Below are 24,360 nucleotides of genomic sequence, written 5' to 3'. Positions count from 1 at the left end.
CCGCTTAGTGATAGCGCACCAGCTGCGGCTGCGGCATCGAAGCCTGGTGTGACGGCGCGCGATCACCTTTGACTGCCACAGTCACGGCGCGTTCATGCCGCACGGTCCGCGATGATTCGTGGCTGATGAACATGCTGGCGGCGCCGACCATCAAGACGACATAAAGGCCGAAGATGCCACCGACCCAGCGCCAGTAGATCCGGCGGCTGTCGGGGGTAAGGCTTTCGATCAAGCTGCGCATGACGGCTTCCTCCTCGAGGAACTGATGGCGCTGCGTATAGCTTGCACTCCGGCCCCGGTGTGTGACGTACTTCACAGAAGCCCGCATTAAAACGGAGAACCCGTGACCGGTCCGGAACTGAAGAAACTGCGCGAAGACCTCGCTGAGGCGATCGGCCAACCCCTTGGCGTGGCCGACATGGCCAAGCTCTGCGGGCTGCCGCCCGAAGATGGCGCCAACACCATTCGGAAATGGGAAGTCACCGGCCCGACCGGCCCCGTCGCCGAACTGCTGCGCATCCTGGCGATGGCCAGCGACCGCTATCCGATCCTGGAAATGTTCAACGTGTTCGACCGCCATGACGTCGCTGAAAAGGACCGGCCGGCGCGGCGGCAGGCGTTCCGCGAACAGATGCGCAGCGACGTGCGGCGGCGGATTGCTTAAGGCAAAGCTTCCGCGCCGCGCCCGAGAGGCCCGATTTTAAGACTCTATTAAGCTTGCCTTAGGACGTCGTTAAGCACAGAAAATAGGGCTTCATTAAGCACAAAAAACGTTTGTTCTCCAATGGGTTGGGTAATCGACCGGTGTGCCCGGCAAGTGACAGCATTTTATTCAAAAGCTGTCTAACTGCACGCCATGGACGGCGCCCGGCATGTGGCGCTTCCCAACGATTTTCCGGAGACCCACGACCATGAAGAAGTTCCTGCTCGCTATCATCGCTCTCGCAGCCCTCGGCGCGACGTCCCCCGCGCTCGGCGCCGACATGGGCGCACGGCCCTACTACAACAAGGCGCCGGCCTATGCCGCGCCGCTCTACAACTGGACCGGCTTCTATCTCGGCGCCCATATCGGCGGCGCTTTCTCGAGCAGCAATACTTTCAACGGCCTGGTGCTGAGCGACTACAGCGCGCGCCTGCTCGGCGGCGTGCAGGCCGGTGCCGATTATCAGTTCGCGCCGAACTGGGTCATCGGCGCCGAGGGCCAGTACAGCTGGCTCGGCCAGAACAACCTCAGTTCGGTGTTCCCGAACGGCTTCGTCTACAACAACGATCAGCGCGCGATCGCTTCGATCACCGCCCGCGTCGGCTACACCTGGGGCCCGGGCATGCTCTACGTCAAAGGCGGCTACGCCTATTCGAACAATCGCGACACCCTGACCTTTGCCGGCGTTCCGGTCGCGTTCACGCTCGATAAGAATCACAGCAATGGCTACACCGTCGGCGCCGGCGTCGAATACATGTTTGCCCCGAACTGGTCGGCCAAGGCCGAATACATGTACTACGACTTCGGCACTACCCGCTTCGTGACCCCGGTCGCGCTGGTCCCCTTTGGCACCTTCCATAACGACGAGCATACGTTGAAGGTTGGCGTCAATTATCGCTTCAACTTCGCAGGCGCGCGCTACTGATCGCTTCTACAGGGAGGCGCGAAAAGGCCGGCTTGAACGCCGGCCTTTTTGTTTGCGCCATGTTGTTTGCGCCATGACGTTTCCAGCGAAGCGGCTGCCGCTTTTCAAACATTGTTCGATGGCGGGCCAGCGCTCAAATCGCGAAAAGCGTCCGCATTTTCCCGACTTGTTAACCGGGTACCTCGATACTGCCGCGCGGGGAATCATCCAGGGATAGCGGGACGGGGCGGCGGCACATGGCGTTACGATTCAGCATCGGCAATATCAGGCTCAAGGGTTTCAGCTTTCCGAAATTCGGCGTCAGGGGCAGCCTGTTTGCCGCCTTCGCCGTCATCGCCGGCATGGCGATCGTGATCAGCGCCGGCGCCGGCCTGGTGCTCGGACATCTCGGCGGGGCCATGGTCGACCTGAGCAGACGGGACATCCCACGCCTTGCGGCCAGCCTGCAATTGTCGGCGGAGAGCGCCAGCCTTGCCAGCCAGGGGCCGGGGCTGCTCGCCTCCCGCAGCGAGGAGATGCTGAACGAACGCTCCAAAAAGATGCAGGAGACCCAGCGCATCACCCTGCAAAGGCTTGCCGAGATCACCAAGCTCGGCGCCAACAAGGATACCGTCGCAGCCCTCACCGAGACGGTGAAAAACATCGAGGACATGATCAAGAGTCTCGGCGGCGCGGCACGCGAACGGCTGGAAACCGGTGCCCAGCACGAAAAACTGTATGAAGCGCTGCGCACGGCCCAGGCCGCGTTCGTCAAGGCCGCCGCGCCCGCGATGGTCGACGCCCAGACCCAGCTCAGCAGCATCTTCGGCGCCGCCAGCTTCAACCAGGACGAAGCCACCAAGGCGGAGAAAACGGTCGAGCAGATCAGCGACATCATCGCCGCCGGCAATCTGACCGCGTTCAACATGATGGCCGCGCTTTCATCCGAGAGCAGCGACACGCTCGAAACCATCGAGAAGCAAACCCGCATTGCGCAGCAGCGCGTTAAATCGAACCTCGACCAGCTTCCCAAGGGTTCTCTTACGACGGCGCTGAGCAACGCCTCGAACGCCCTGCTGGCGCTCGGCGAAGGCAAGACCGGCGTCTTCAAGGTCCGCCAGAAGGAACTGGACGCCACGGATTACGGTCAGACCATTTTGGAAGAAACCCGCAAGCTCAATGTCGGCCTCGGCATCAGCGTGCAGCAACTGGTGGACGGGGTGCGCGGCGAGACCGACGCCTCGACCGAGCAGGCGGGCAAGGAGATTTCGCTCGCAACCACCGTCATGCTCGCGCTCGGTGCGGCGACCCTGATCGGATCGGTGCTGTTCGTCTGGCTCTATGTCGGCCGCAACATCCTGCGGCGCATCGGCAATCTGCAGCGCTCGATGCAGCTGCTCTCCAGCGGCGATCTCGAATCGGAAATCTATCAGTCCAGCCAGAAGGACGAGATCGCGGCGATGGCCAATTCGCTGCACGTGTTCCGCGAGAGCATGGTCCAGGGCCGGGCGCTCACCGCCGACCAGGACCAGGATCGCATCGTCAAGGCCGAGCGCGCCTCCCGCATGGAAGCCCGCATCGTCGAGTTCGAAACCACGGTGCGCACGGCGCTGGATAGTTTGCAGGAAGCGGCCGGCTCGATGCAGACCACCGCGCAAAGCATGTCGGCGACCGCCGATCAGTCCAGCGCGCTGGTGAGCGCGGTGGCCTCCGCCGCCGAGGAAACCTCGGTCAACGTCCAGACCGTTTCGTCGGGCACGGAGGAACTGTCGTCGTCGATCGAGGAAATCGGCCGCCAGGTCGTCACCTCGGCGGAGATCGCCCGCAAGGCGGTCGAGGAAGCCGGCGCCACCGATGCCACCATGCAGGGGCTGGCCGACAATGCCGCCCGCATCAGCGTGGTGGTCGATTTGATCCAGACCATCGCCTCGCAGACCAATTTGCTGGCGCTGAACGCCACCATCGAGGCCGCGCGCGCCGGCGAGGCCGGCCGCGGATTCGCCGTGGTCGCCTCCGAGGTCAAGAGCCTCGCCACCCAGACCGCGAAGGCCACCGACGAGATCCGCCAGCAGATCGTCAGCATGCAGACGGTGACGACATCGGCGGTGTCAGCGATCCGCAGCATCTCGACCACGATCGGCGAGATCAACGACGTCACGACAGCGATCGCGGCGGCGGTCGAGGAGCAGGGCGCGGCGACGCGCGAGATCGCGCGCAACATTTCGCACGCCGCCGGCGGCACCAGCGAGGTTTCCAGCAACATCGTCGGCGTCTCCAGCGCCTCGACCGAAGCCGGCTCCGCCGCCAGTGAGGTCTTGACCGCCTCCGGCGCGCTCCGCCGCGAAGCCGACGTGCTGCGCGCGGAAATCGACGCGTTTTTGGGGAATATTCGGGCGGCGTAGGCCAAAGGCGCGGTCATTCCGGGGCGTCCGAAGGACGAACCTCAGGGGGCGCAATTGCGCCCCCGGGGAATCTCGAGATTCCGGGTTCTATGCTTCGCATAGCCCCGGAATGACGACCAATCGGCCGTCCATGTGTTTTGGCCAAACCAGCACCTGCTTTTTCGGCTAGCGCCGCACCAATTGTGCGGGTAAGTCGGTGGGATGCACTCGAAAACCGACCCCGTTCAGTCCTCCGCAGAGGCCCTGCGATACCCCTGGGAAAATCACCCCGGCCAGGATCAGGTCGTCGAGGTGGTGCCGGGCGTGTTGTGGGTCCGGCTCAAGCTGCCGTTCCGGCTCAATCACGTGAACATCTACCTGCTCGCCGACGGCGACGGCTGGGCGATGATCGATTCCGGGTTCGGCAATGAGGAAACCATCGAAGCCTGGACCACGCTGTTCGAGGGCCCGCTCCGGCACGTGAAAATCTCCCGCCTGATCGTGACCCATTCGCATCCCGATCACGTCGGTCTGGCAGGCTGGGTCACCGAGCGCTTCGACTGTCCCTTGCAGATGTCGCAGGTCGAGTATCTGCAGTCGGTCTATCACCAGAACCGCGGCACCGAGGAGCGCCGCAACGCGCAGCGGCTGTTCTTCCGCCGTCACGGCATGGACGAGAGCCTGACCGACACCTTGCTGAGCCGCGGCCAGGATTATCTGAAGCAGGTGTCGATCCTGCCGCCGTCCTACCGCCGCATCGCGCATGGCGACGAAATTTCGATCGGCACGCGGCGCTTCAAGGTCATCACCGGCGGCGGCCACGCGCTCGACCAGGTCATGCTGTATTGCGCCGCCGACAAGCTGTTCCTTTCCGCCGACCAGGTGCTGAGCAAGATCTCGCCCAATGTCAGCGTCTGGGCGGTCGAGCCCAACCAGAACTCGCTCGGCGAATATCTGGCCTCGCTGGCCAGCCTGACCACCACGCTGCCCTATGACGTGATGGTGCTGCCCGGCCACGGCGTGCCGTTCTACGGCCTCAAGACCCGGATCAAGCAGCTGGCCGATCATCACGAGGACCGCTGCCGCCTGATCGCCGAAGCCTGCCGGACCGTGCCGCAGACCTCGAAGGAACTGGTGCCGGTGGTGTTCCACAAGCACGTGCTGGACGCCCACCAGATGGGCTTTGCCGCCGGCGAACTGATCGCCCACGTCAACTACATGCTGGTCGAGGGCCGTCTGACCTCAGAGGTCACCGACGGCGTGCTGTATTTCCGGACCACCTGACGCTCCCAACTAATCCATAGCTATTGGGCCCAAAAGGGCGCACGGTCGCGCCATGCTATCCCGGCTGTCGTGCCAGACGAACTTCCACATTGAAGCCTTACGCAGCGGCGGCATTGATTTGTCGCCGTCATGCTGACGTGCGCAGCCCTGCTGTTTGAGAACGGACTGCCCGATCTTCCGGCGCTGCTGATCGAGCCGCATCGCAACCCCGGCGGAATTTGGCGCATCAAGTTCAGCTATGAGACGAGCGAGCCGCTTTCGATGAGCGCGGTGCAGGCCTCGAATATGGCAGCGGCACTTCAAGAGATCGGAGAGGCCGAACTGGCTGACGAGATCGACGGCGCGCTGAAGAGCGCGGTTCGCTATTCGTCGATGTGACTTCTCTAAAGTGACCTTCCGAAAGGTAACTTTTGTCCCGGGTAATTACGCCCGCAAAGGAAAATAGATGAAAATAATTGTCGCCGCCCTGGCGCTGTGCGCCTTCGCACAGAACGCGTTCGCTGCAAGCCCGGAATGCCGCGCGGTCGAAAGCCACAGCGCACGGCTCGCCTGCTACGACGCGGCGCAGCCTCCGAAAATCGCAACGCCCAAGGAAATATCCAGCGAAAAATTCAAGGAAAAACCCAGGGCGATCGAGAGCGACTCACGGCCCGAGTACAAGGATCCCTTCCTCGCGGAGAACGCCCGCACCACGTCCAAACTGAACAATATCTGTCGCGGCTGCTGAGCCACGACGGACGAAGAAGGACGACAATGGCCAAGGTGTCGGACTACCGAATCATTACCTTTCAGCGGCAGCCCGGACTTTGGCGGGCCAACATGACGCCGATCGTCCAGCCCCCCACGATCACGCGGGGCGCGGCGATCCGGGGCTTTGTGACGGCGGAGGACAGCAAGTCCGAAGACGACGCCCTGATCGCGGCCAATCGCACCATCAGGGAACTTGACTCGTAACCGGGTCGGCGACGCTCTTTGGCTACCCATGGCTTCACGCGCGCCGCCAAAATACCGGGACCGTAAATCGCAGCTAGCGCATTGATCGAGATCAGGATTTGCCTTGCCTCGGGTGCATCCCGGAGGCCCGCGAAAATGTGGGATTTCACATAGACACCAAACCTGGAAAAGCTCTAAAAAGAGCCCACGCCGCTCCGGCCGGTTCCGTTTCAGGTCTCGTGATGGATTACAGTAAGTTCTTCTCCGCCGCCCTCAACCGCCTGCATGACGAGCGGCGCTACCGGGTTTTCGCCGACCTCGAGCGGATCGCGGGCCGCTTCCCGCATGCGGTCTGGCACTCGCCGAAGGGCCAGCGCAACGTCGTGATCTGGTGCTCCAACGACTATCTCGGCATGGGCCAGCACCCCAAAGTGGTCGGCGCCATGGTCGAGACCGCGACCCGTGTCGGCACCGGCGCCGGCGGCACCCGCAACATCGCCGGAACCCATCACCCGCTGGTGCAGCTCGAGGCCGAACTGGCCGACCTGCACGACAAGGAAGCGTCACTGCTGTTCACCTCGGGCTACGTCTCGAACCAGACCGGCATCGCGACCATCGCCAAGCTGATTCCGAACTGCCTCATTCTCTCCGACGCGCTCAACCACAATTCGATGATCGAAGGCGTGCGCCAGGCCGGCTGCGATCGCCAGATCTTCCGCCACAGCGACATGGCGCATCTGGAAGAGCTGTTGATCGCCGCAGGCCCCGACCGGCCCAAGCTGATCGCCTGCGAAAGCCTTTATTCGATGGACGGCGACATCGCGCCGCTCGCCAGTATCTGCGATCTCGCCGAAAAATACGGTGCGATGACCTATGTGGACGAAGTGCACGCGGTCGGCATGTACGGCCCGCGCGGCGGCGGCATCGCCGAGCGTGACGGCGTCATGCACCGCATCGACGTGCTCGAAGGCACGCTCGCCAAAGCCTTCGGCTGCCTCGGCGGCTACATCGCCGGGAAGGCCGACATCATCGATGCCGTCCGTTCCTATGCGCCGGGCTTCATCTTCACGACAGCGTTGCCACCGGCGATCTGCTCGGCCGCAACAGCAGCGATCCGTCACCTGAAAACCTCGGCCTGGGAGCGCGAGCGCCACCAGGACCGCGCCGCCCGCGTCAAGGCGATCCTGAACGCCGCGGGCCTGCCCGTGATGTCGAGCGAGACCCATATCGTGCCGCTGTTCGTCGGCGACCCCGAGAATTGCAAGAAGGCGTCCGACATCCTGCTCGAAGAGCACGGCATCTACATCCAGCCGATCAACTATCCGACCGTCGCCAAGGGAACCGAGCGCCTCCGGATCACGCCCTCGCCCTACCATGATGACGGCCTGATCGATCACCTGGCTGAAGCGCTGCTGCAGGTCTGGGAACGGCTCGGCCTGCCGCTGAAGCGGAAATCGCTGGCGGCCGAGTAGAGTAACCCTACTTCGAACTCCCGGAAATCGGGCCGGTAGCGCGATGCGCTGCCGGCTCAATGCGTTTATACTGGCGGTTCCGGTCCGCGAACAGAGGCCGGGAAGGGAGACAGGCAGCAATGCTGCACGACTGGGGCGTGATCGCCGCCGCATTCGCCTATATCGGACTGCTGTTCTTCGTCGCCAGCTATGGCGACCGCCTGTCGCCGAGCCAACGCGGCCGCGCCAGCATGATGATCTATCCGCTGTCGCTGGCGATCTACTGCACCTCCTGGACCTTCTTCGGCTCGGTCGGCTTCGCCAGCCGCACCAGCGTCGATTTCCTCGCGATCTATGTCGGCCCGATCCTGATGATCGGACTGTGCACGCCGCTGCTGCGCCGCGTGATCCAGCTGGCCAAATCGCAGAACATCACCTCGATCGCCGACTTCATCGCCGCCCGTTACGGCAAGAGCCAGGCGGTCGCCGCAACCGTGGCCGTCATCGCGATCATCGGATCGGTGCCCTATATCGCGCTGCAGCTCAAGGCGATGTCGTCGTCGCTGGAAACGATCCTGAGCGAGGACAAGGTGTTCTCCTCGATTCCGCTGATCGGCGACATCGCGCTGGTGGTGACGCTGGCGATGGCCGTTTTCGCCGTGCTGTTCGGCACCCGCCAGACCGATGCCACCGAGCACCAGCACGGGTTGATGCTGGCGGTCGCCACCGAATCCATCGTCAAGCTGGTGGCGTTTCTCGCCGCCGGCCTCTTCGTCACCTTCTGGATGTTCTCGCCGGTCGATCTGATCGAACGCGCGATGAAAACGCCGGAAGCGATGCGCGCGATCAACTACACGCCTTCGATCGGCAATTTCCTGACCATGACGCTGCTGTCGTTCTGCGCGATCATGCTGCTGCCACGACAGTTTCACGTCAGCGTGGTCGAGAATTCCAGCATCGACGAGGTCAATCGCGCGCGCTGGCTGTTTCCAGCCTACCTCGTCGCCATCAATCTGTTCGTGATCCCGATCGCCATCGCCGGCCTCGTCACCTTCCCGTTCGGCGCCGTCGACAGCGATATGTTCGTGCTGGCGCTGCCGATCGAGGGAAACGCTCCCTTGCTCAGCATCGCCGTCTTTGTCGGCGGCCTGTCGGCTGCGACCGCGATGGTGATCGTGGAATGCGTGGCACTTTCCATCATGGTTTCGAACGACATCGTGTTGCCGCTGGTGTTGCAGCGAAGCCCGCGGGCGCGCCCGGGCCAGCAGGATTTCGGCGACTTCCTGCTCAAGGTGCGACGCTTTGCGATCTTCGCCATCATGGTGATGGCCTATTTCTACTATCGCGCGCTCGGCAGCACCCAACTGGCCGCGATCGGGCTGCTGTCGTTCGCCGCCCTCGCCCAGCTCGCGCCGGCCTTCTTCGGCGGCCTGTTCTGGCGGCAGGGCACCGCGCGCGGCGCCATGGGCGGCATGCTGGTCGGCGTCGCCGTGTGGATCTACACGCTGTTCGTGCCGAGCTTCCTCGAAACCACAACGGCGGGGCTGCAATTCCTGCAGCACGGGCCATTCGGCATCGAGGCGCTTCGTCCGCGGGCGCTGTTCGGCGCTGATCTGCCGCCGCTGATGCATGGCGTGCTGTGGTCGCTCGGGCTCAACATCCTGACCTACGTCGTGATGTCGCTGGCGCGCCAGCCGTCGTCGATCGAGCGGTTGCAGGCCGACCTGTTCGTGCCGAGCACGCTGACGCCAATTACGCCGACCTTCCGGCGCTGGCGCACCACGGTCACGGTGCAGGATATCCAGAGCACGGTGGCGCAATATCTCGGCCCCGACCGAGCCCGCCAGGCGTTCGAAACCTTTACCGCCGAGCATCCCGGTCATCTCGATCCGGCCGCGCCCGCCGATTTCGAATTGCTGCAGCATGCCGAGCGCCTGATCGCGTCCTCGATCGGCGCGGCCTCCTCGCGCCTCGTGATGTCGCTGCTGCTGCGCAAGCGCACCGTCTCCGCCAAGGCGGCGCTGAAACTGCTCGACGATTCCCACGCCGCGCTGCATTTCAACCGCGAGATCCTGCAGACCGCGCTGAACCATGTGCGCCAGGGCATTGCGGTATTCGACGCCGATCTGCAGCTGATCTGCTCGAACGCGCAGTTCGGCGAAATCCTGGCGCTGCCGCCGCATCTGGTCCAGCTCGGGATTCCCTTGCAGGAAATCCTGGAATTCATGGACGCCGTCAGCCCGCCCGGCTCCGGTAACAGCGACGCCCTGCTGGCGCTGCGGCTGAAAGCCTACACCACCGAGGGCGAGCCCTATCTGGAACGCCTGCCCGACCGGCACATGGTGATCGAGGTCCGCTCCAACCGGATGCCGGGCGGCGGGCTCGTGATCACCTTCTCCGACGTCACGCCGAGCTTCGAGGCGGCGGAAGCGCTGGAGCGCGCCAATGCGACGCTGGAGAAGCGGGTGCGGGACCGCACCGAGGAACTCACCCGGCTGAATTCCGAACTCGCGCTGGCCAAGAGCACCGCCGAGGACGCCAACATCTCGAAGACGCGGTTTCTCGCGGCCGCCAGCCACGACATCCTGCAGCCGCTGAATGCGGCGCGGCTTTATGTCACGAGCCTGGTCGAGCGCCAGAGCGGCGGCGAGGATTCCCGCCTGGTCGAGAACATCGACGACTCGCTGGAGGCGATCGAGGAAATCCTCGGCGCGCTGCTGGACATCTCGCGGCTCGACGCCGGCGCGATGACCACCTCGATCACCAGCTTCAAGATGGCCGACCTGATGCGGTCGCTGGAAATCGAATTCGCCCCGATCGCCCGCGCCAAGGGCCTGAAGCTGACCTTCGTGCCGTGCTCGCTGCCGGTCGAATCCGACCGCGCGCTGCTGCGCCGGCTGCTGCAGAACTTCATATCCAACGCCATCAAATACACCCCGCGCGGGCGGGTGCTGGTCGGCTGTCGCCGCCGCGGGCAAACCCTGCAGATCGGCATCTATGATACCGGCGTCGGAATTCCCGTGCAGAAGCGCGGCGAGATCTTCAAGGAGTTCCACCGTCTCGAACAGGGCGCGCGGATCGCGCGCGGGCTCGGCCTCGGGCTCTCGATCGTCGAGCGGCTGGCGCGGGTGCTGAACCACGGCATCGCGCTATCAGCCAATGCCGGCGGCGGCTCGGTCTTCTCGGTGACGGTGCCGGTCGCAAAGGCGGTCAACTACACCGCCGCGGTCACCAGCGCGACGCCGCTCTCGAAGACGCCGATGAGCGGCGCATTGATCGTCTGCATCGAAAACGATCCGGCGATCCTCGATGGCATGAAGACCCTGCTGACGGCATGGGACGCCGAGGTGATCGCGGTCGCAGACCCCGAGGCTGCGATCGCCGCGATCGAGACGTCAGGCGGAAGCGTCACCGGCCTTCTGGTCGACTATCACCTCGACCGCGGCAACGGCGTCGCCGCGATCCGCGAGATCCGCCGCCGCTTCGGCGAGAACACTCCAGCCATCCTGATCACGGCGGACCGCAGTCCGAATGTGCGGGCCGCCGCACGCGAGGAAAATATCGCGGTGCTGAACAAGCCGGTCAAACCGGCATCGCTGCGGGCGCTGCTCGGCCAGTGGCGCGCCCAGCAGCTGGTCGCGGCGGAGTAGTCGCGAGCCGTAGCGCGAGATCGTAAACATCCATTACCAATTCATCGCCGCCCCGACCATCCGAACCAATTCCGGGTCGTCGAAGTTCGCGGCCGTCGTGACGGCGCCTGCCGCGACCATGTCCGCATGAGCAAGGCTCGTTCGGATCCCGATCGTCGCGATGCCTGCGGCCGAGGCCGACTGGATGCCGGATCGGGAATCCTCGAACGCAACGGACAGAGCGGCTACGCCGCCCACCGCGCGCAGACCTTCCAGATACGGCATTGGATGCGGCTTGCCGTGGGCAAGTTCATCGCCGATGACGAGCGCCTTGAACCGATCCGTGATCCCAAGTCCGGAGAGCAGCATCTCGGCATTCAGCCGCGGCGCGTTGGTTACCGCGACCATGGGGATGCCAGCGCGATCCGCGCGCGCAAGCAGCGCCATCAGGCCGGGCAATGGCTGGACTTTCCCGGCAACGAGCCTGCGGAAGGTTGCCTCCTTCTCGCCGATGATCGCGGTCTGGCGCGTCGGTGGTTCCTCGGCGAGAAACCGCGCGCTGATCGAAGCGTTGGAGAAGCCCTGAAGCTCTTTGCTGAAGCGCGCGTGATCAAAGCTGTGACCGCGGGGGCCGAGGACCTGATTGAACGCTTCCAGATGAAGCGCATCGGTGTCGGCCAGCGTGCCGTCAATGTCGAACAGCAGCGCTTTCCCTGATACTGGCGGCATTCGGATTGCTTTGCCGTTACGCCGTCGGCGTACCCTGGCGCCACTGGCCGCCGGAGATTTTCGCGGCTGCGATCACGGCCTGGGTGCGGCTTTCGACGCCGAGCTTCTGCAGGATCGCCGAGACATGCGCCTTGATGGTCGCTTCCGAGACACCGAGTTCATAGGCGATCTGCTTGTTGAGCAGCCCCTCCGACAGCATCATCAGCACCCTCACCTGCTGCGGGGTCAGCGTCACCAGCCGGTCGCGCAGCCGCGTCATGTCCGGGTCGGCGGCGGAGGAAAGGTCGGTGTCCTGCGGAACCCAGACGTCGCCTTCCATCACCTTCATGATGGCGTCGCGCAGCGTTTCGACCCCGAAGCGCTTGGGAATGAAACCGGACGCGCCGAAATCGAGCGACCTCCGGATGGTTCCGGCGTCGTCGCTGGCGGAGACGATCACGACCGGAATCGCCGGATATTGCGCGCGCAGATAAATCAGGCCGGAGAAGCCGGAGATCCCCGGCATGGTCAGATCGAGCAGGATCAGGTCGACGTCGGAGTCCCGTTCGAGGAGCGCCGTGAGGTCGTCGAACGAGCCCGCCTCGCTGATCACGGCCGAGCTGACGACACTCGCGACCGCTTGCCGCAGGGCGTCGCGGAACAGCGGGTGGTCATCGGCGATGACGAGATGGGTGCTGGCAACGGTCGTCATGGATGTCTCGCAATCGGCTTGCGGTAAGCCCGTAATCGCTTTGTCTCCCGGCAGGAGGCCACGTGCAAGAGCGCAATCCTATCACGTCTGAAAGCAGTCCCGCTTGTGCGCCGCAATAGTGCGGGCCTGACCGACCTGATCCAGGGCGCAATCGAGGGCGCCGGTATGCCAGATGCGGCCGTGCAAAGGGCCGAAAGTCGTATTGGGGCAGGTTTCACGGGGATGTTACCGTAAGACGAAGCCCACAGCTCAATCCGGCCAAGTTCGGCGACGGGCGGACTTTGCATCAATAGATATTCAGGGGAGCGATCGAAATGTCCACAATGGCTGCTACACCCACACGCGCGGGGGGAATGACGAAGGACGAACGTTTCGTCATTCTCGCTTCGTCACTCGGCACCGTCTTCGAATGGTACGACTTCTACCTGTTCGGTTCGCTTGCCAGCATCATCGGTGTGCAATTCTTCAACATCATTGATCCGGCAACAAATCTGCCGATGTTCAACCAGGCCACGCGCGACATTTTCGCGCTGCTGGCGTTCGCCGCGGGCTTCATCGTCCGTCCGTTCGGCGCCATCGTGTTCGGCCGCGTCGGCGACATCGTCGGCCGCAAATACACCTTCCTCGTCACCATTCTGATCATGGGCCTGTCGACCTTCATCGTCGGCATTCTGCCCAGCGCGGCGAGCATCGGCATCGCGGCGCCGATCATCCTGATCGGCTTGCGCCTGCTGCAGGGCCTCGCGCTCGGCGGCGAATATGGCGGCGCGGCGACCTACGTGGCCGAACATGCCCCGATGGGCAAACGCGGCTACTACACCTCGTTCATCCAGACCACGGCAACGCTCGGCCTGTTCCTGTCGCTGCTGGTGATCCTGTTCACCCGTACGGCGCTAGGCGAGCCTGACTTCGCCGCATGGGGTTGGCGTATTCCGTTCCTGGTGTCGGTCGTGCTGCTCGGCATCTCGGTCTGGATCCGGCTTCGCCTGAACGAATCGCCGGTGTTCCAGAAGATGAAGGACGAGGGCAAGAGCTCAAAGGCGCCGCTGACCGAAGCCTTCGCCAACTGGAGCAACGCCAAGATCGTCATCATCGCGCTGATCGGCGGCGTGATGGGCCAGGGCGTGGTCTGGTACACCGGCCAGTTCTATGCGCTGTTCTTCATGCAATCGATCCTCAAGGTCGACGGTTACACCGCCAACCTGCTGATCGCCTGGTCACTGCTGCTCGGCACCGGCTTCTTCGTCGTGTTCGGCGCCCTGTCCGATAAGATCGGCCGCAAGCCGATCATCCTGGCGGGCTGCCTGATCGCGGCGCTGACCTTCTTCCCGATCTTCAGGATGATCACCACCAACGCCAACCCGGCGCTGGAAAAGGCCATCGAGACGGTCAAGGTCGAGGTGGTCGCCGATCCCAAGGCCTGCGGCGACCTGTTCAACCCGGTCGGTACCCGCGTCTTCACCGCGCCTTGCGACACCGCCCGCGCCTACCTCGCCCAGCAGTCGGTCAAGTATTCGACCCGCTACGAAGGCACCGGCGTGAAGGTCGTCGTCAACGGCAAGGAGGTGGCTTACACGGATGCCAAGACATCGAACCCGGCGGTGCTGGCGGCGGTGCAGGGTGCAGGCTACCCGAAAGCCGGCGACGCCCAGATCGTGAAGATGGCGCACCCGTTCGACATCTTCAAACCGCGGGTCGCGGCGGTGATCGGGCTGTTGTTCATCCTGGTGCTCTTCGTCACCATGGTGTACGGGCCGATCGCGGCGATGCTGGTCGAACTGTTCCCGACCAAGATCCGCTACACCTCGATGTCGCTGCCCTACCACATCGGCAACGGCTGGTTCGGCGGTCTGTTGCCCGCGACCTCGTTCGCGATCGTGGCTTCGACCGGCGATATCTACGCAGGTCTCTGGTACCCGATCATCTTCGCATCGATCACCGCGGTCGTCGGCTTCTTCTTCCTGCCGGAAACCAAGGACGTCGACATCACGAAGTAACCCGGTTTCGTCCGTCGGGAAGCCGGCGGACGATCACAACACGAACCGGCCGCGGAGCGATCCGCGGCCGGTTTTGTTTTGCGGGGACGGGTTCAGGCGCTGCTGCCGATAAACTGCAGCACGATCTCGCGCCGATGCGGCCGCGCCCGGTGCTCGATCAGATAGATCCCCTGCCATGTTCCCAGCGCCAGCGCGCCGCGCAGCACCGGGACCTGCAGCGAGGTCGCGGTCAGCATGGTCTTGATGTGCGCGGGCATGTCATCGGGGCCTTCGGTGTCGTGGCGCCATCCGGCGTTTTCGGGCGCGGCCCGGTCCAGCGCCGTCAAGAGATCGCCCAGCACCGTCGGGTCGGCATTTTCCTGGATCGTCAGCGACGCCGAGGTGTGACGGATGAACAGCGTCACCGACCCTTCGCGCGCGCCGGCCTCGCGCACGAATTTTGCGATCTCGGCCGTGAGGTCGGTAAAGCCCGCTCCCGGGGTTTGCACGGTCAGCAGTGAGGAGACGATGCTCGTCGCGCTGACGCTGGAGGATGGCGTGCGGGACAGCGATTTATTTGGAGGCACGAATTATCTCTCCACATGTCGACCCTGCGACAGCAGGGACCCATACTCCGCGGCCTCTCGATTGCGGGCGCGCGGAGTTAATACCTTTTGCAAACAATCCGCGACGGTGGCTATGGGTCCCTGCTTTCGCAGGGACGACAGCCGCAACACTCCGTCAAATCCTGCCGTTGACGTCCTTCTGCACGCGGTTGGCCATCTCGATCAACCGCCGCCAGGCCCGCTCCAGGAACGACATCATGCGATCCATGTCGCGATCGCTCGGCAGTGGAATTTCGATCTTGCGTTCGCCCTCGGCGATCGTGGGGTCATTCCTGGGCTCGTTCTTCTTCAGCGAGTCGGATTTCGGCATCGGCTCTTCGATCTTGCCGGCAACGGTCGGTTCGCGCGAAGCAAGGTCCGCCCTGAGCTTTTCATTGTCGGCCTGCAGCCGGCCGATCTCCGCATCCAGCGCCGCACGCTCGTCGGGCACCGCGTAACAGGCCCAGCCCGCGCCCGAATTGCTGCAGGTCGAAATCGCGCCGGTTCGGGTATCGAGCCGCAGCACGCCATCCGGCGTCGAGGACAGCGCATAACGGCCGTTCTCGGTATCCGGCATCGCCTTCGGAGGCGCGGCGCCGGCGCCAGCAACACCCAGCGCCAGCACGGCAACAACGGAGAAGAACAATCTGGAGGACGACGCTGTGCTCATGGGCTTGCTCCGCCTTAAAGACAGTACCGGTTTCCTCAACCGCCAGGACACACACAGAGGCGCATCACACGACGTCTATTCACGCAACACCCTGGACCTTTGAGCTATAGGCCGCGCGGCCGGACTTCAACGCGTCTCCCAGCAATTCTATCCGGTCCTGTCCCCAGAAAACTTCGCCATCCAGCACATAGACCGGCGAGCCGAACACGTCGGCCGCCAGCGCATCCTGACGATTCTGCTCATAGGCCGCGCTGATCGCATCAGTGGCGGATCGCTCCACCAATTGCTTGCCGGGCAGCCCGGATTCGTCGGCCAGCTGCGCAATCGTCCCGGGATCAGCCAGATTGAGCTGATCCTCCCACACGCCGGCAAAGCCCCGCCGCAGAAACCGATCGGGATCGAGCCCGGCCTCGATCGCCGCGATCACGACACCGTCGGCGAGCCGCGCGTTGAACGGCCAATTCGCGGGTTGAAGATGGAATTTCAGGCCGCGCTTGTCGCGCCAGCGCTGCAGCTCGACCATCCGGTAGCGCTGCCGTACTGGATGGCGCTTCATCAGCGGCAACCCGCCGGTTTCCGAGAACAGATCGACCAGCACCACGGGCTTGTGATTTACCTTGAGATCATAGGCACTTACGAGCTCGCTAAACGGCCCATGGCCGATATAGGCCCACGGCGATTGAAACGAGAAATAGTAATCGACCTGGCGCGGCATGCGGGCTCCGGGAACGGCTGATGATGGCGCGAGCGGCATCCCAACAGGTCAGCCAAATCGGCGCAAGATCGCCCCTTGCCGCGCCATGGCCTTTTGTTCGAACGCAGTTTACTTGGCGCGAACCAGCCTCTGCATCGCTTCAAAACGCTTTTGCTGCTGCACTGCGATGACGGGTCCACAGGCTCGTGGAATATCTCTAAATAAATTCAGCGAAATCAATGCACTAACTGGTTACGGCGCAATCTTGACTTGATTAGACGCGGTAAGTATGGTCCGCGCGGCTTTTAAGGGTGACGGGCGTAATTTCCATCAACCGCAGCATCGTTTAATGTCTTGGGCATGGCCGAAGACAAAAGCGACAACGCAGGTGGAAATCGCGATCAATCGTCGTCCGATGAAGCTGCGCTTTCCGCAAGGCTCGGAAGTCTCGATCACCGGTTGTCCGAAATTCGTGACACCCGAAAAATCAAGACTGATCAACCCGGTACTGAAAGCGGCGACAGGGCGGCCAGAGCTTCGGCGATGGCGCTTGGTTTCCGCCTTTCCTCGGAGTTGGTTGCGGGCGTTGCCGTCGGGGCAGGGATTGGCTGGGGTTTCGACTGGTTGTTGTCGACATCGCCGTTCGGTTTCATCGTGTTTTTGCTGCTCGGCTTCGTCGCCGGCGTGGTCAACGTGGTGAGATACGCGGGCGTAGCCTCGGGCAAACGCTGAGCGCCGACGGGAAGTCACGACATTTGAAATTCGATTGCCGGCAAGCTAGGCCGGCGGACCAAGGCCCGCGCGGATGAAAATCGACCCGATTCATCAGTTCAACATCGAGCCCCTCTTCACGATCGGCCATATCGGCAATCAGACGATCGCCTTCACCAACTCGTCGCTCTACATGTTCATCGCGGTGGCGCTGACGGCGGTGCTGATGCTCGGTGGCGGACGGCAGCTGGTTCCCGGCCGTTTCCAGTCGGTCGCCGAAATCTCCTACGAGTTCGTCGCCAGCACCATTCGCAGCACCGCCGGCTCGGAAGGCATGAAGTTCTTCCCGCTGATCTTCACGCTGTTCATGTTCATCTGCGTGTCGAACCTCGTCGGCATCATTCCCTACACGTTCACGATTTCGAGCCACATCATCGTGACCGCCGCGCTGGCGTTCCTGGTGTTCTTCACCGTGCTGTTCTACGGCCTCTACAAGAACGGCCTCAAGTTCTTCAAGATTTTCGTGCCCTCCGGCGTTCCGATCTACATCCTGCCGCTGGTCATGTTCATCGAAATCCTGTCGTTCTTCCTGCGGCCGGTTTCGCACAGCGTGCGTCTGTTCGCCAACATGCTGGCCGGGCACATCGCGCTGAAGGTGTTCGCGGGCTTCGTCGCGATGCTCGGCGTCTCGCTGGGCGCGGTCGGCTGGATCGGCGGCATCCTGCCGCTGGCGCTCACCGTCGCATTGACCGCGCTGGAGCTGCTGGTCGCGTTCCTGCAGGCCTACGTGTTCGCGATCCTCACCTGCATCTACCTCAACGACGCCATTCATCCGGGACACTAAGCGGTCCGGAGAATTCCCACCCACAAGTCAGTCTTTCCCTCTAAGGAGCTCAAGAAAATGGAAGCATCAGCAGCAAAACTCATCGGCGCGGGCATCGCATGCATCGGCATGGGCGGCGCGGGCGTCGGCGTGGGCATCATCTTCGGCAACTACCTCGCCGCAGCGGTGCGCAATCCTTCCGCAGCCCAGGGCCAGTTCGGCAACCTGATCTTCGGCTTCGCCGTGACCGAAGCGCTCGGCATTTTCTCGCTGCTGATCGCGCTGCTGCTGCTGTTCGTTCCGCTCTGAGCTGCACCTTCCCGCGCCGCCCTCCGGCGGCGTGCATGACAGCAACAGGAGTACCCGGTGGCTGAAAAGAGTCAGGGCGCCCCCGCCAAGGGCCAGAAGACCGGCGCCCACACCGAAGCCGATGGTGGCCATCACGGCGGAGGATTTCCTCCGTTCGAGTCGAGCACCTTCGCTTCGCAGCTGGTGTCGCTGGTCATCGCATTCGTCGCGCTCTACCTGATCGTGTCGCGCATTGCGCTGCCGCGCGTCGGCGGCGTGATCGATGCACGTCAGAACGCGATCGAAGGCGATCTGGCCGCAGCGCAGAAGCTGAAGGATGAGTCGGCCGCGGCGCTGAAGGCGTATGAAGCCGACCTGGCTTCGGCGCGCTCCCGCGCCCAGGCGATCGGCGCCGAGACCCGCGAGAAGCTGAACGCGGCCTCGGAAGCCGAGCGCAAGACGCTGGAAGACCAGCTCTCCGCCAAGCTCGCCCAGGCCGAGAAAACCATCGCGGCAACGCGCGAGACCGCCATGAGCAACGTCCGTGGCATTGCCGCGGATGCGGCCGGCGCGATCGTGCAGCGGCTGACCGGCGTGCTGCCCGACGGCGGCGCGTTGAACAGCGCCGTCGATGCTTCGTTGAAGGGATAAAGGATGTTCGCCGAGCCAGAAACCTGGGTTGCCATTGCGTTCGTCATCCTGATGGCGCTGTTTGCCTATCTCGGCATCCATCGCACGGTGTTCAAGGCGCTCGACCATCGCGCCGAGCGCATCAAGGCCGAACTCGACGACGCCCGCCGCCTGAAGGACGAGGCCGCGGCATTGCTCGCGGAATACAAGACCAAGCGCTCCAGCGCCGAGCGTGAGGCCGAGGAAATCATCTCCAACGCCAAGTCCGAAGCCGAGCGGATCGCGGTCGAAGCCAAGGCCAAGATGGAAGACTTCGTCGCCCGCCGCACCAAGACCGCCGAGAGCAAGATCGCCCTCGCCGAAGCGCAGGCGCTCGCCGACGTCCGCTCCGCCGCGGCCAATGCCGCAGTGGCCGCAGCGTCGACCATCCTGTCGCAATCGGTGAAGGGCTCGGTGGCCGATGACCTCTTGGCCAAGGGTATCGCCGAGGTTCGCGCCAAGCTGAACTGACGAGCTGAACTGAGCGGTTTCAAATCAAGAGACGGAAGCCGGCGCGATCATTTCGCGCCGGTTTTTTATTGCGTGGGCGCCGCCTTCTTGCGCGGCGCCGGCCGCTCCGGCTTCAGGGCCTGCGGGTCGAAGCCGATATAGAAGATGTAGTTGTCGCTGGTCCCGGGTGCAGGCACCGGATAGACCAGATCTTCGGCCACCAGCGTAAAGGGCTCGCTGCCGGTCTCGGTCATGGAGACCGTGGTCTGATAGGCCTTGGTGGCAATGGTCTTTTCGCTGATCCCGCCCTGCACCACCGCGACGCGAAGCGGAACCTGCACCGACGACGGCGCGCCGGCGGGACCTGCAATGACGCGCCCCTGAATCCCGATCCGCGCGGTGATGACGCCGCCATTGAGGCTGCATTGCCGCGCCGTCTTGCCGATGGTCGCCTGGAACCGCAAATCGTTGCCGACCGGCTGCTTGCCGGGCGCGGCCACGGCATAGGTCGACGCGCCGGCCCTGACCCTCACCTCCGGACAGGTGAGATCGCCGGTATCCTCTTCAGCTTTCGGCGCAGCGCCCGGGGCCGGGGCCGGCTCGTCCGACGTGCCGCCGAACAGGCCCTTGAAGCGGTCGGTCAGCGACTGCGCCGACGCAGGCTGCGCGAGGCCGCAGCCGAGCCCGGCCACGACCGTGGCCGCGAGCGCTACTCTCAACAACCTGATGTCACCCATGCGACGTCCCTGCCATTCACGTCCCCGGCGGCCTTATAGCAGGCCAATGGCGGCGAACCCAAGGCCACGTGAAGGCCCCGGGATTCCCGGAAAGGCCCTGAAATCGAGGATTAGCCGCGGAAATCCTCATGCAGCATGCCGAACAGCAGATGGTCCTGCCAGACGCCGTTGATGCACAGATAGCGCCGCGCCAGCCCCTCGCGGGTAAAGCCGCATTTCTCGAGCACCCGGATCGAGGGCGTATTGGTGGGAATGCACGCCGCCTCGATACGGTGCAGATTGAGTTCGCCGAACAGCGACGGCAGCAGCACCCGCAGCGCCGTCGTCATGTAGCCGCGGTGGGCATGGGGCTGGCCGACCCAATAGCCGATGGTGCCGGCCTGCACGATGCCGCGGCGGACATTGGCCAGCGTGATGCCGCCGATCATGGTGCCGTCCGATTCGCGGAAAATGATGAACGGATAGGAGCGGTCGGCCGCAATATCCTCGGCATAGCGCCGCAGCCGCCGCCGGAACCCGGCCCGGGTGAGGTCATCCGACGGCCAGATCGGCTCCCACGGCGTCAGATAGGACCGGCTCGATTCGCGCAATTGCGCCCATTGCAGGAAATCCGCCATCTGCGGGGCGCGCAGCAACAGGCCGTGGCCGCGCGGCACAAGCGCGGCCGGTCCGCTGGATGGCAACCGAAACAGGGCCATGCCCTAACTCCCAAGCATCCTCTTAGTGCAGCAGCGCCTTAATGCAGCAAGGCCTTAATGTAACAAGGGCTCAATGTAACAGGGACTCAATGCAACAAGGACTCAATGCAACAAGGTCTTGGCCTTCACCTTGGTCAATCCTTCCGCAAAAGTCACCGCCGTGTCCAGACCCCTGCCGCTGCCGAGCGCCACGACCGCCGGCCGGCTGCGCGAAAGCAGGCCCCGCGCGGCATTGCGGGTCGATTCCACGCTGACCGCGTCGATCCGGGCGACCAGCTCTTCCGCCGTCAGCGGCCGGCCGTAAGCCAGCATATGGCGGGCCAGCTGCTCGGCGCGGGAGGAGCAGCTTTCCAGCGCCATCAAGAGCCCCGCCTTCATCTGCGCCTTGGCGCGGGCGATCTCGGCCTCGGTCAGGGTTTCCACCGCGTCATTGATGACGTCGACGATCACTTCCATCATTTCCGGCGCATCGTTCGGATCGGTGCCCGTGTAGAGGCCGAAAAACCCGGTGTCGCTATAGGGCGCATGGAAGGTGTAGATCGAGTAGCACAGCCCGCGCTTCTCGCGCACTTCCTGGAACAGCCGCGACGACATCCCGCCGCCGAGCGTGTTGGTGAACACCTGCAGCGAGAACAGCGACAGGTCGGTCTGCGGCACGCCCTCGAGCGCCAGCGTCATATGCGCCTGTTCGAGGTCGCGATGCACCACGCGCGAGCCGCCCTTGCCGAACATCGCGGCTTGCGGTTTCGGCGCCGGGGTGGATTCAAAGCTCGCAAAGCGCTCCGTCACTTCCTCGACGACGCGCTTGTGATCGACGGCGCCCGCCGCCGCCACCACCATGTCCGGCCCGCGATAATGCCGGGTGAGATAGCCGCGCAGCATGTCGCGATCGAATTTCTTCAGCGTCTTGGTGGTGCCGAGCAGCGACCGCCCCATCGGCTGGTCCGGATAGCAGAGCTCGTTGAGATGCTCGAACACGACGTCATCGGGCGTATCCTGCGCCGCGCCGATTTCCTGGGCGATGACGCCCTTTTCGCGCTCGAGTTCGTCAGGCACGAAGGACGGATTGGCGAGGATGTCGGAGAGCACGTCGAGCGCCAGCGGCACGTCGGCCTTCAGCACCCGTGCATAATAGGCGGTGGTCTCGGTCGAGGTCCCCGCATTGAGGTCGCCGCCAACCGCTTCGATCTCTTCCACGATCTCGCGCGAGGAGCGCCGCGTGGTGCCTTTAAATGCCATGTGTTCGAGCAGATGCGAGATGCCGTGCTCGTCGGGCTTTTCATCGCGGCCGCCGACGCCGGCCCACACGCCAAGTGCGGCGGTCTCCAGATGGGGCATGCTGTCGGTAATGACGGTGAGGCCGGATGCTAGCTTGGTGACGTCAACGCTCATCCGGTAACTCCCTGCTTCGCGGCACGGCTCACCGAGCGCACGAATCGCTCCACTTCGGCTGAATCGTTTTTCATCACCGTGATGTGTTCAGATTTGGTCAAGAGGCCGTCGAGCCAGGCCGGCAATTGCGGGCGCACGCCGCAAGCGGCCTCGACCGCATCGGGGAATTTGGCCGGATGCGCGGTCGACAGCACGATATTGGGGATCTTCGAATCCGAGGTGTCGCGATCGGCCACCGCAAGCGCCACCGCAGTATGGGGATCGACGAGGTCGCCGGCCTCGCGCCAGGCGGCGCGGATCGTGGCCGCGGTTTCGGTCTCGTCGGCGCGCCCGGCGTCGAACTCCTCGCGGATCGCGGCCAGCGTCGCATCCGGCAGGACGAAGCGCCCGGACTGTTTCAGCGAACCCATCAGCCGGCGCACGCTGGCGGCATCGCGTTGACCAGCCTCGAACAAGAGCCGCTCGAAATTCGAGGACACCTGGATATCCATCGAGGGCGAGGCAGAAGCGTGCACCTCGCGCACCTCGTAGATGCCGGTTTTCAGCGTGCGCGGCAGGATGTCGTTGATGTTGGAGGCGATGCGCAGCCAGCGGATCGGCAGGCCCATTTTCTTGGCGGCATAGCCGGCAAAGATGTCGCCGAAATTTCCGGTCGGCACCGTGAAGTCGACCGTGCGCGCGGGCGCGCCGAGCGCCACCGCCGAGGTGAAATAATAAACCACCTGCGCAACCACCCGTGCCCAGTTGATCGAATTGACACCCGACAGCGAGACCGCATCGCGAAAGCCGTGATGATTGAACATCTCCTTCACGATCGCCTGGCAGTCGTCGAAATTGCCTTCGATCGCCAGCGCGTGCACGTTGGCCGCGCCCGTCGTCGTCATCATCCGCCGCTGCACGTCGGAAATCCGGCCATGCGGAAACAGCACGATCAGATCGACATTGTCGAGACCGGCAAAGGCGTCGACCGCAGCGCCGCCGGTGTCGCCTGAGGTCGCCACGACGATGGTGGTGCGCTGCGCGCGCTTGGCCAGCACGTGATCCATCAGCCGCGAGATCAACTGCATCGCGACGTCCTTGAACGCGAGCGTCGGGCCATGGAAAAGTTCGAGCACGAACTGGCTGGAGCCGGTCTGCCGCAGCGGCACGACCGCGGGATGGCGGAAGGTGGCGTAGGCTTCATTGGCCATACGGCCGAGATCGGCGTCGGAGATCTCGCCCCCGGCGAACGGCCGGATCACCTCGACCGCGACTTCCCAATAGGGCCGTCCGAAAAATCCGGCGATGGTCTCGGGCGAAAGCTGCGGCCAGGTTTCAGGCACGTAGAGACCGCCGTCGCGGGCAAGCCCGGTCAGCATCACATCGCAAAAACCCAGGGTGGGAGCCTCCCCCCGCGTCGAAATATACCGCGTCAAACCGCCCTCCAAAGGCGTTAGCTTCCGCTAACCCTTTGATATCTGTGAATTATTACCCTTCGCCAACGACAAAGCGCGCGGCACCTTAAAGCGTTTTCGCTCCTTGTGAAATGCCGCAATGGCGAAAAGGTGAGTGCGGGGGGAGGGCTTTGGCGCGATTTGCGCACCGCTCTCGCCTCACCCGTCGCTGTCGTCCTCCGCGAAAGCGGGGGACCAGTACGCCGCGGCTTCTCCGCGTCATTGCGAGCGCAGCGAAGCAATCCATACCTCGGCAGAACGGATAGCTGGATTGCTTCGCTGCGCTCGCAATGACGGTTGATATAGTTTCGCGATCTCGCGGCGCGATGCGCCCGAGCTTTGCCAGAAATTCCTTGCCCTCTCATAGTGAGGGCGCAGGAAAGACCGGGTGCGCGCTGCACCCGCGGTCCCGTGTGCGGTTTGCACTAAGTAGGCTGCACACGAGCATACAGGGCAGCGGAGAACACCCGGCCTTCCCCTGCGCAATGGCTTTACGGCTTATGCCGTGA

Annotated in this window: 25 protein-coding genes; 15 read left to right on the top strand and 10 right to left on the bottom strand. The window is 63.7% G+C overall.

Going from position 1 to position 24,360, the window contains the following annotated elements; translation table 11 throughout:
- Nucleotides 1-4: 4 nt before the first annotated feature.
- On the bottom strand, nucleotides 5-241 hold the full coding sequence (locus JQ575_RS38795) for a hypothetical protein (RefSeq protein WP_212038451.1): 237 nt from the start codon (nucleotides 239-241) through the stop codon (nucleotides 5-7).
- Nucleotides 242-343: 102 nt separating this feature from the next.
- On the opposite strand from JQ575_RS38795, the gene JQ575_RS38790 reads away from it, so the two are divergent.
- The 9 genes from JQ575_RS38790 to JQ575_RS38750 all read left to right on the top strand — a co-directional run bounded on the left by JQ575_RS38790 (nucleotide 344) and on the right by JQ575_RS38750 (nucleotide 11,306).
- Nucleotides 344-664 (top strand): hypothetical protein, encoded by a 321-nt coding sequence (locus tag JQ575_RS38790; RefSeq protein ID WP_212038450.1) that lies wholly within the window; start codon nucleotides 344-346, stop codon nucleotides 662-664.
- A 247-nt stretch (nucleotides 665-911) separates the two neighbouring features.
- Nucleotides 912-1,628: an outer membrane protein gene (locus tag JQ575_RS38785; RefSeq protein ID WP_212038449.1), complete on the top strand. Its 717-nt coding sequence runs from the start codon at nucleotides 912-914 to the stop codon at nucleotides 1,626-1,628.
- Nucleotides 1,629-1,864: 236 nt separating this feature from the next.
- Nucleotides 1,865-4,009, top strand: a complete 2,145-nt coding sequence (locus JQ575_RS38780) for a methyl-accepting chemotaxis protein (protein WP_212038448.1) — start codon at nucleotides 1,865-1,867, stop codon at nucleotides 4,007-4,009.
- Between the two features lie 201 nt (nucleotides 4,010-4,210).
- On the top strand, nucleotides 4,211-5,272 hold the full coding sequence (locus JQ575_RS38775; protein ID WP_212038447.1) for an MBL fold metallo-hydrolase: 1,062 nt from the start codon (nucleotides 4,211-4,213) through the stop codon (nucleotides 5,270-5,272).
- Nucleotides 5,273-5,401: 129 nt separating this feature from the next.
- Nucleotides 5,402-5,650 (top strand): hypothetical protein, encoded by a 249-nt coding sequence (locus tag JQ575_RS38770; RefSeq protein WP_212038446.1) that lies wholly within the window; start codon nucleotides 5,402-5,404, stop codon nucleotides 5,648-5,650.
- Between the two features lie 67 nt (nucleotides 5,651-5,717).
- Complete coding sequence (locus tag JQ575_RS38765; RefSeq protein ID WP_212038445.1) at nucleotides 5,718-5,999, top strand: hypothetical protein; 282 nt, start codon at nucleotides 5,718-5,720, stop codon at nucleotides 5,997-5,999.
- 26 nt (nucleotides 6,000-6,025) lie between these two features.
- Nucleotides 6,026-6,226 carry a hypothetical protein gene (locus JQ575_RS38760; RefSeq protein ID WP_212038444.1) on the top strand — a complete coding sequence of 67 codons (201 nt, stop codon included), beginning with the start codon at nucleotides 6,026-6,028 and terminating at the stop codon, nucleotides 6,224-6,226.
- A gap of 221 nt (nucleotides 6,227-6,447) precedes the next feature.
- The gene (gene hemA, locus JQ575_RS38755) at nucleotides 6,448-7,677 is read left to right on the top strand and encodes a 5-aminolevulinate synthase (protein ID WP_212038443.1); all 1,230 of its coding nucleotides are present in this window, start codon (nucleotides 6,448-6,450) and stop codon (nucleotides 7,675-7,677) included.
- Between the two features lie 119 nt (nucleotides 7,678-7,796).
- Complete coding sequence (locus tag JQ575_RS38750) at nucleotides 7,797-11,306, top strand: PAS domain-containing hybrid sensor histidine kinase/response regulator (protein WP_212038442.1); 3,510 nt, start codon at nucleotides 7,797-7,799, stop codon at nucleotides 11,304-11,306.
- A 33-nt stretch (nucleotides 11,307-11,339) separates the two neighbouring features.
- On the opposite strand, the gene JQ575_RS38745 is transcribed toward JQ575_RS38750, so the two are convergent.
- Nucleotides 11,340-12,014, bottom strand: coding sequence for an HAD family phosphatase (locus tag JQ575_RS38745; protein ID WP_212038441.1), 675 nt, complete (start codon nucleotides 12,012-12,014; stop codon nucleotides 11,340-11,342).
- Nucleotides 12,015-12,030: 16 nt separating this feature from the next.
- On the bottom strand, nucleotides 12,031-12,705 hold the full coding sequence (locus tag JQ575_RS38740; protein ID WP_212038440.1) for a response regulator transcription factor: 675 nt from the start codon (nucleotides 12,703-12,705) through the stop codon (nucleotides 12,031-12,033).
- A gap of 353 nt (nucleotides 12,706-13,058) precedes the next feature.
- Here JQ575_RS38740 and JQ575_RS38735 point away from each other — a divergent pair, with 353 nt between their 5' ends.
- On the top strand, nucleotides 13,059-14,702 hold the full coding sequence (locus JQ575_RS38735) for an MFS transporter (RefSeq protein ID WP_249167182.1): 1,644 nt from the start codon (nucleotides 13,059-13,061) through the stop codon (nucleotides 14,700-14,702).
- 92 nt (nucleotides 14,703-14,794) lie between these two features.
- Here JQ575_RS38735 and JQ575_RS38730 read toward each other — a convergent pair whose 3' ends face one another.
- The 3 genes from JQ575_RS38730 to JQ575_RS38720 form a co-directional block, all read right to left on the bottom strand.
- The gene (locus tag JQ575_RS38730) at nucleotides 14,795-15,268 is read right to left on the bottom strand and encodes a secondary thiamine-phosphate synthase enzyme YjbQ (protein WP_212038438.1); all 474 of its coding nucleotides are present in this window, start codon (nucleotides 15,266-15,268) and stop codon (nucleotides 14,795-14,797) included.
- Between the two features lie 154 nt (nucleotides 15,269-15,422).
- The gene (locus tag JQ575_RS38725) at nucleotides 15,423-15,956 is read right to left on the bottom strand and encodes a hypothetical protein (RefSeq protein ID WP_212038437.1); all 534 of its coding nucleotides are present in this window, start codon (nucleotides 15,954-15,956) and stop codon (nucleotides 15,423-15,425) included.
- 79 nt (nucleotides 15,957-16,035) lie between these two features.
- Nucleotides 16,036-16,671, bottom strand: a complete 636-nt coding sequence (locus JQ575_RS38720) for a 2-hydroxychromene-2-carboxylate isomerase (protein ID WP_212038436.1) — start codon at nucleotides 16,669-16,671, stop codon at nucleotides 16,036-16,038.
- A 339-nt stretch (nucleotides 16,672-17,010) separates the two neighbouring features.
- Between JQ575_RS38720 and JQ575_RS38715 the strand changes: the two genes are divergently transcribed.
- From JQ575_RS38715 to JQ575_RS38695, 5 genes are all read left to right on the top strand, one after another.
- Nucleotides 17,011-17,382, top strand: coding sequence for an AtpZ/AtpI family protein (locus JQ575_RS38715; RefSeq protein WP_212038435.1), 372 nt, complete (start codon nucleotides 17,011-17,013; stop codon nucleotides 17,380-17,382).
- Nucleotides 17,383-17,455: 73 nt separating this feature from the next.
- Nucleotides 17,456-18,205, top strand: a complete 750-nt coding sequence (locus JQ575_RS38710; RefSeq protein ID WP_212038434.1) for a F0F1 ATP synthase subunit A — start codon at nucleotides 17,456-17,458, stop codon at nucleotides 18,203-18,205.
- 57 nt (nucleotides 18,206-18,262) lie between these two features.
- Nucleotides 18,263-18,493 carry a F0F1 ATP synthase subunit C gene (locus JQ575_RS38705; RefSeq protein ID WP_192735362.1) on the top strand — a complete coding sequence of 77 codons (231 nt, stop codon included), beginning with the start codon at nucleotides 18,263-18,265 and terminating at the stop codon, nucleotides 18,491-18,493.
- A 57-nt stretch (nucleotides 18,494-18,550) separates the two neighbouring features.
- Nucleotides 18,551-19,123 (top strand): F0F1 ATP synthase subunit B', encoded by a 573-nt coding sequence (locus JQ575_RS38700; RefSeq protein WP_192735363.1) that lies wholly within the window; start codon nucleotides 18,551-18,553, stop codon nucleotides 19,121-19,123.
- Between the two features lie 3 nt (nucleotides 19,124-19,126).
- The gene (locus JQ575_RS38695; RefSeq protein WP_212038433.1) at nucleotides 19,127-19,612 is read left to right on the top strand and encodes an ATP F0F1 synthase subunit B; all 486 of its coding nucleotides are present in this window, start codon (nucleotides 19,127-19,129) and stop codon (nucleotides 19,610-19,612) included.
- A 65-nt stretch (nucleotides 19,613-19,677) separates the two neighbouring features.
- Here JQ575_RS38695 and JQ575_RS38690 read toward each other — a convergent pair whose 3' ends face one another.
- The 4 genes from JQ575_RS38690 to thrC all read right to left on the bottom strand — a co-directional run bounded on the left by JQ575_RS38690 (nucleotide 19,678) and on the right by thrC (nucleotide 23,833).
- The gene (locus tag JQ575_RS38690) at nucleotides 19,678-20,328 is read right to left on the bottom strand and encodes a hypothetical protein (protein ID WP_212038432.1); all 651 of its coding nucleotides are present in this window, start codon (nucleotides 20,326-20,328) and stop codon (nucleotides 19,678-19,680) included.
- A 110-nt stretch (nucleotides 20,329-20,438) separates the two neighbouring features.
- Entirely contained in the window at nucleotides 20,439-21,026 is a 588-nt protein-coding gene (locus tag JQ575_RS38685) for a GNAT family N-acetyltransferase (RefSeq protein ID WP_212038431.1), read from the bottom strand.
- 102 nt (nucleotides 21,027-21,128) lie between these two features.
- A complete protein-coding gene (locus JQ575_RS38680; RefSeq protein ID WP_212038430.1) occupies nucleotides 21,129-22,418 on the bottom strand; it encodes a pitrilysin family protein in 1,290 nt (429 codons plus the stop codon).
- The gene (gene thrC / locus JQ575_RS38675) at nucleotides 22,415-23,833 is read right to left on the bottom strand and encodes a threonine synthase (RefSeq protein WP_212038429.1); all 1,419 of its coding nucleotides are present in this window, start codon (nucleotides 23,831-23,833) and stop codon (nucleotides 22,415-22,417) included. The genes JQ575_RS38680 and thrC overlap by 4 nt, the downstream gene beginning before the upstream one ends.
- Between the last annotated feature and the right edge of the window lie 527 nt (nucleotides 23,834-24,360).

This window comes from Bradyrhizobium sp. JYMT SZCCT0428 (assembly GCF_018131075.1).
Lineage (GTDB): Bacteria > Pseudomonadota > Alphaproteobacteria > Rhizobiales > Xanthobacteraceae > Bradyrhizobium.
This window is presented reverse-complemented; position numbering and strand designations above follow the sequence as displayed.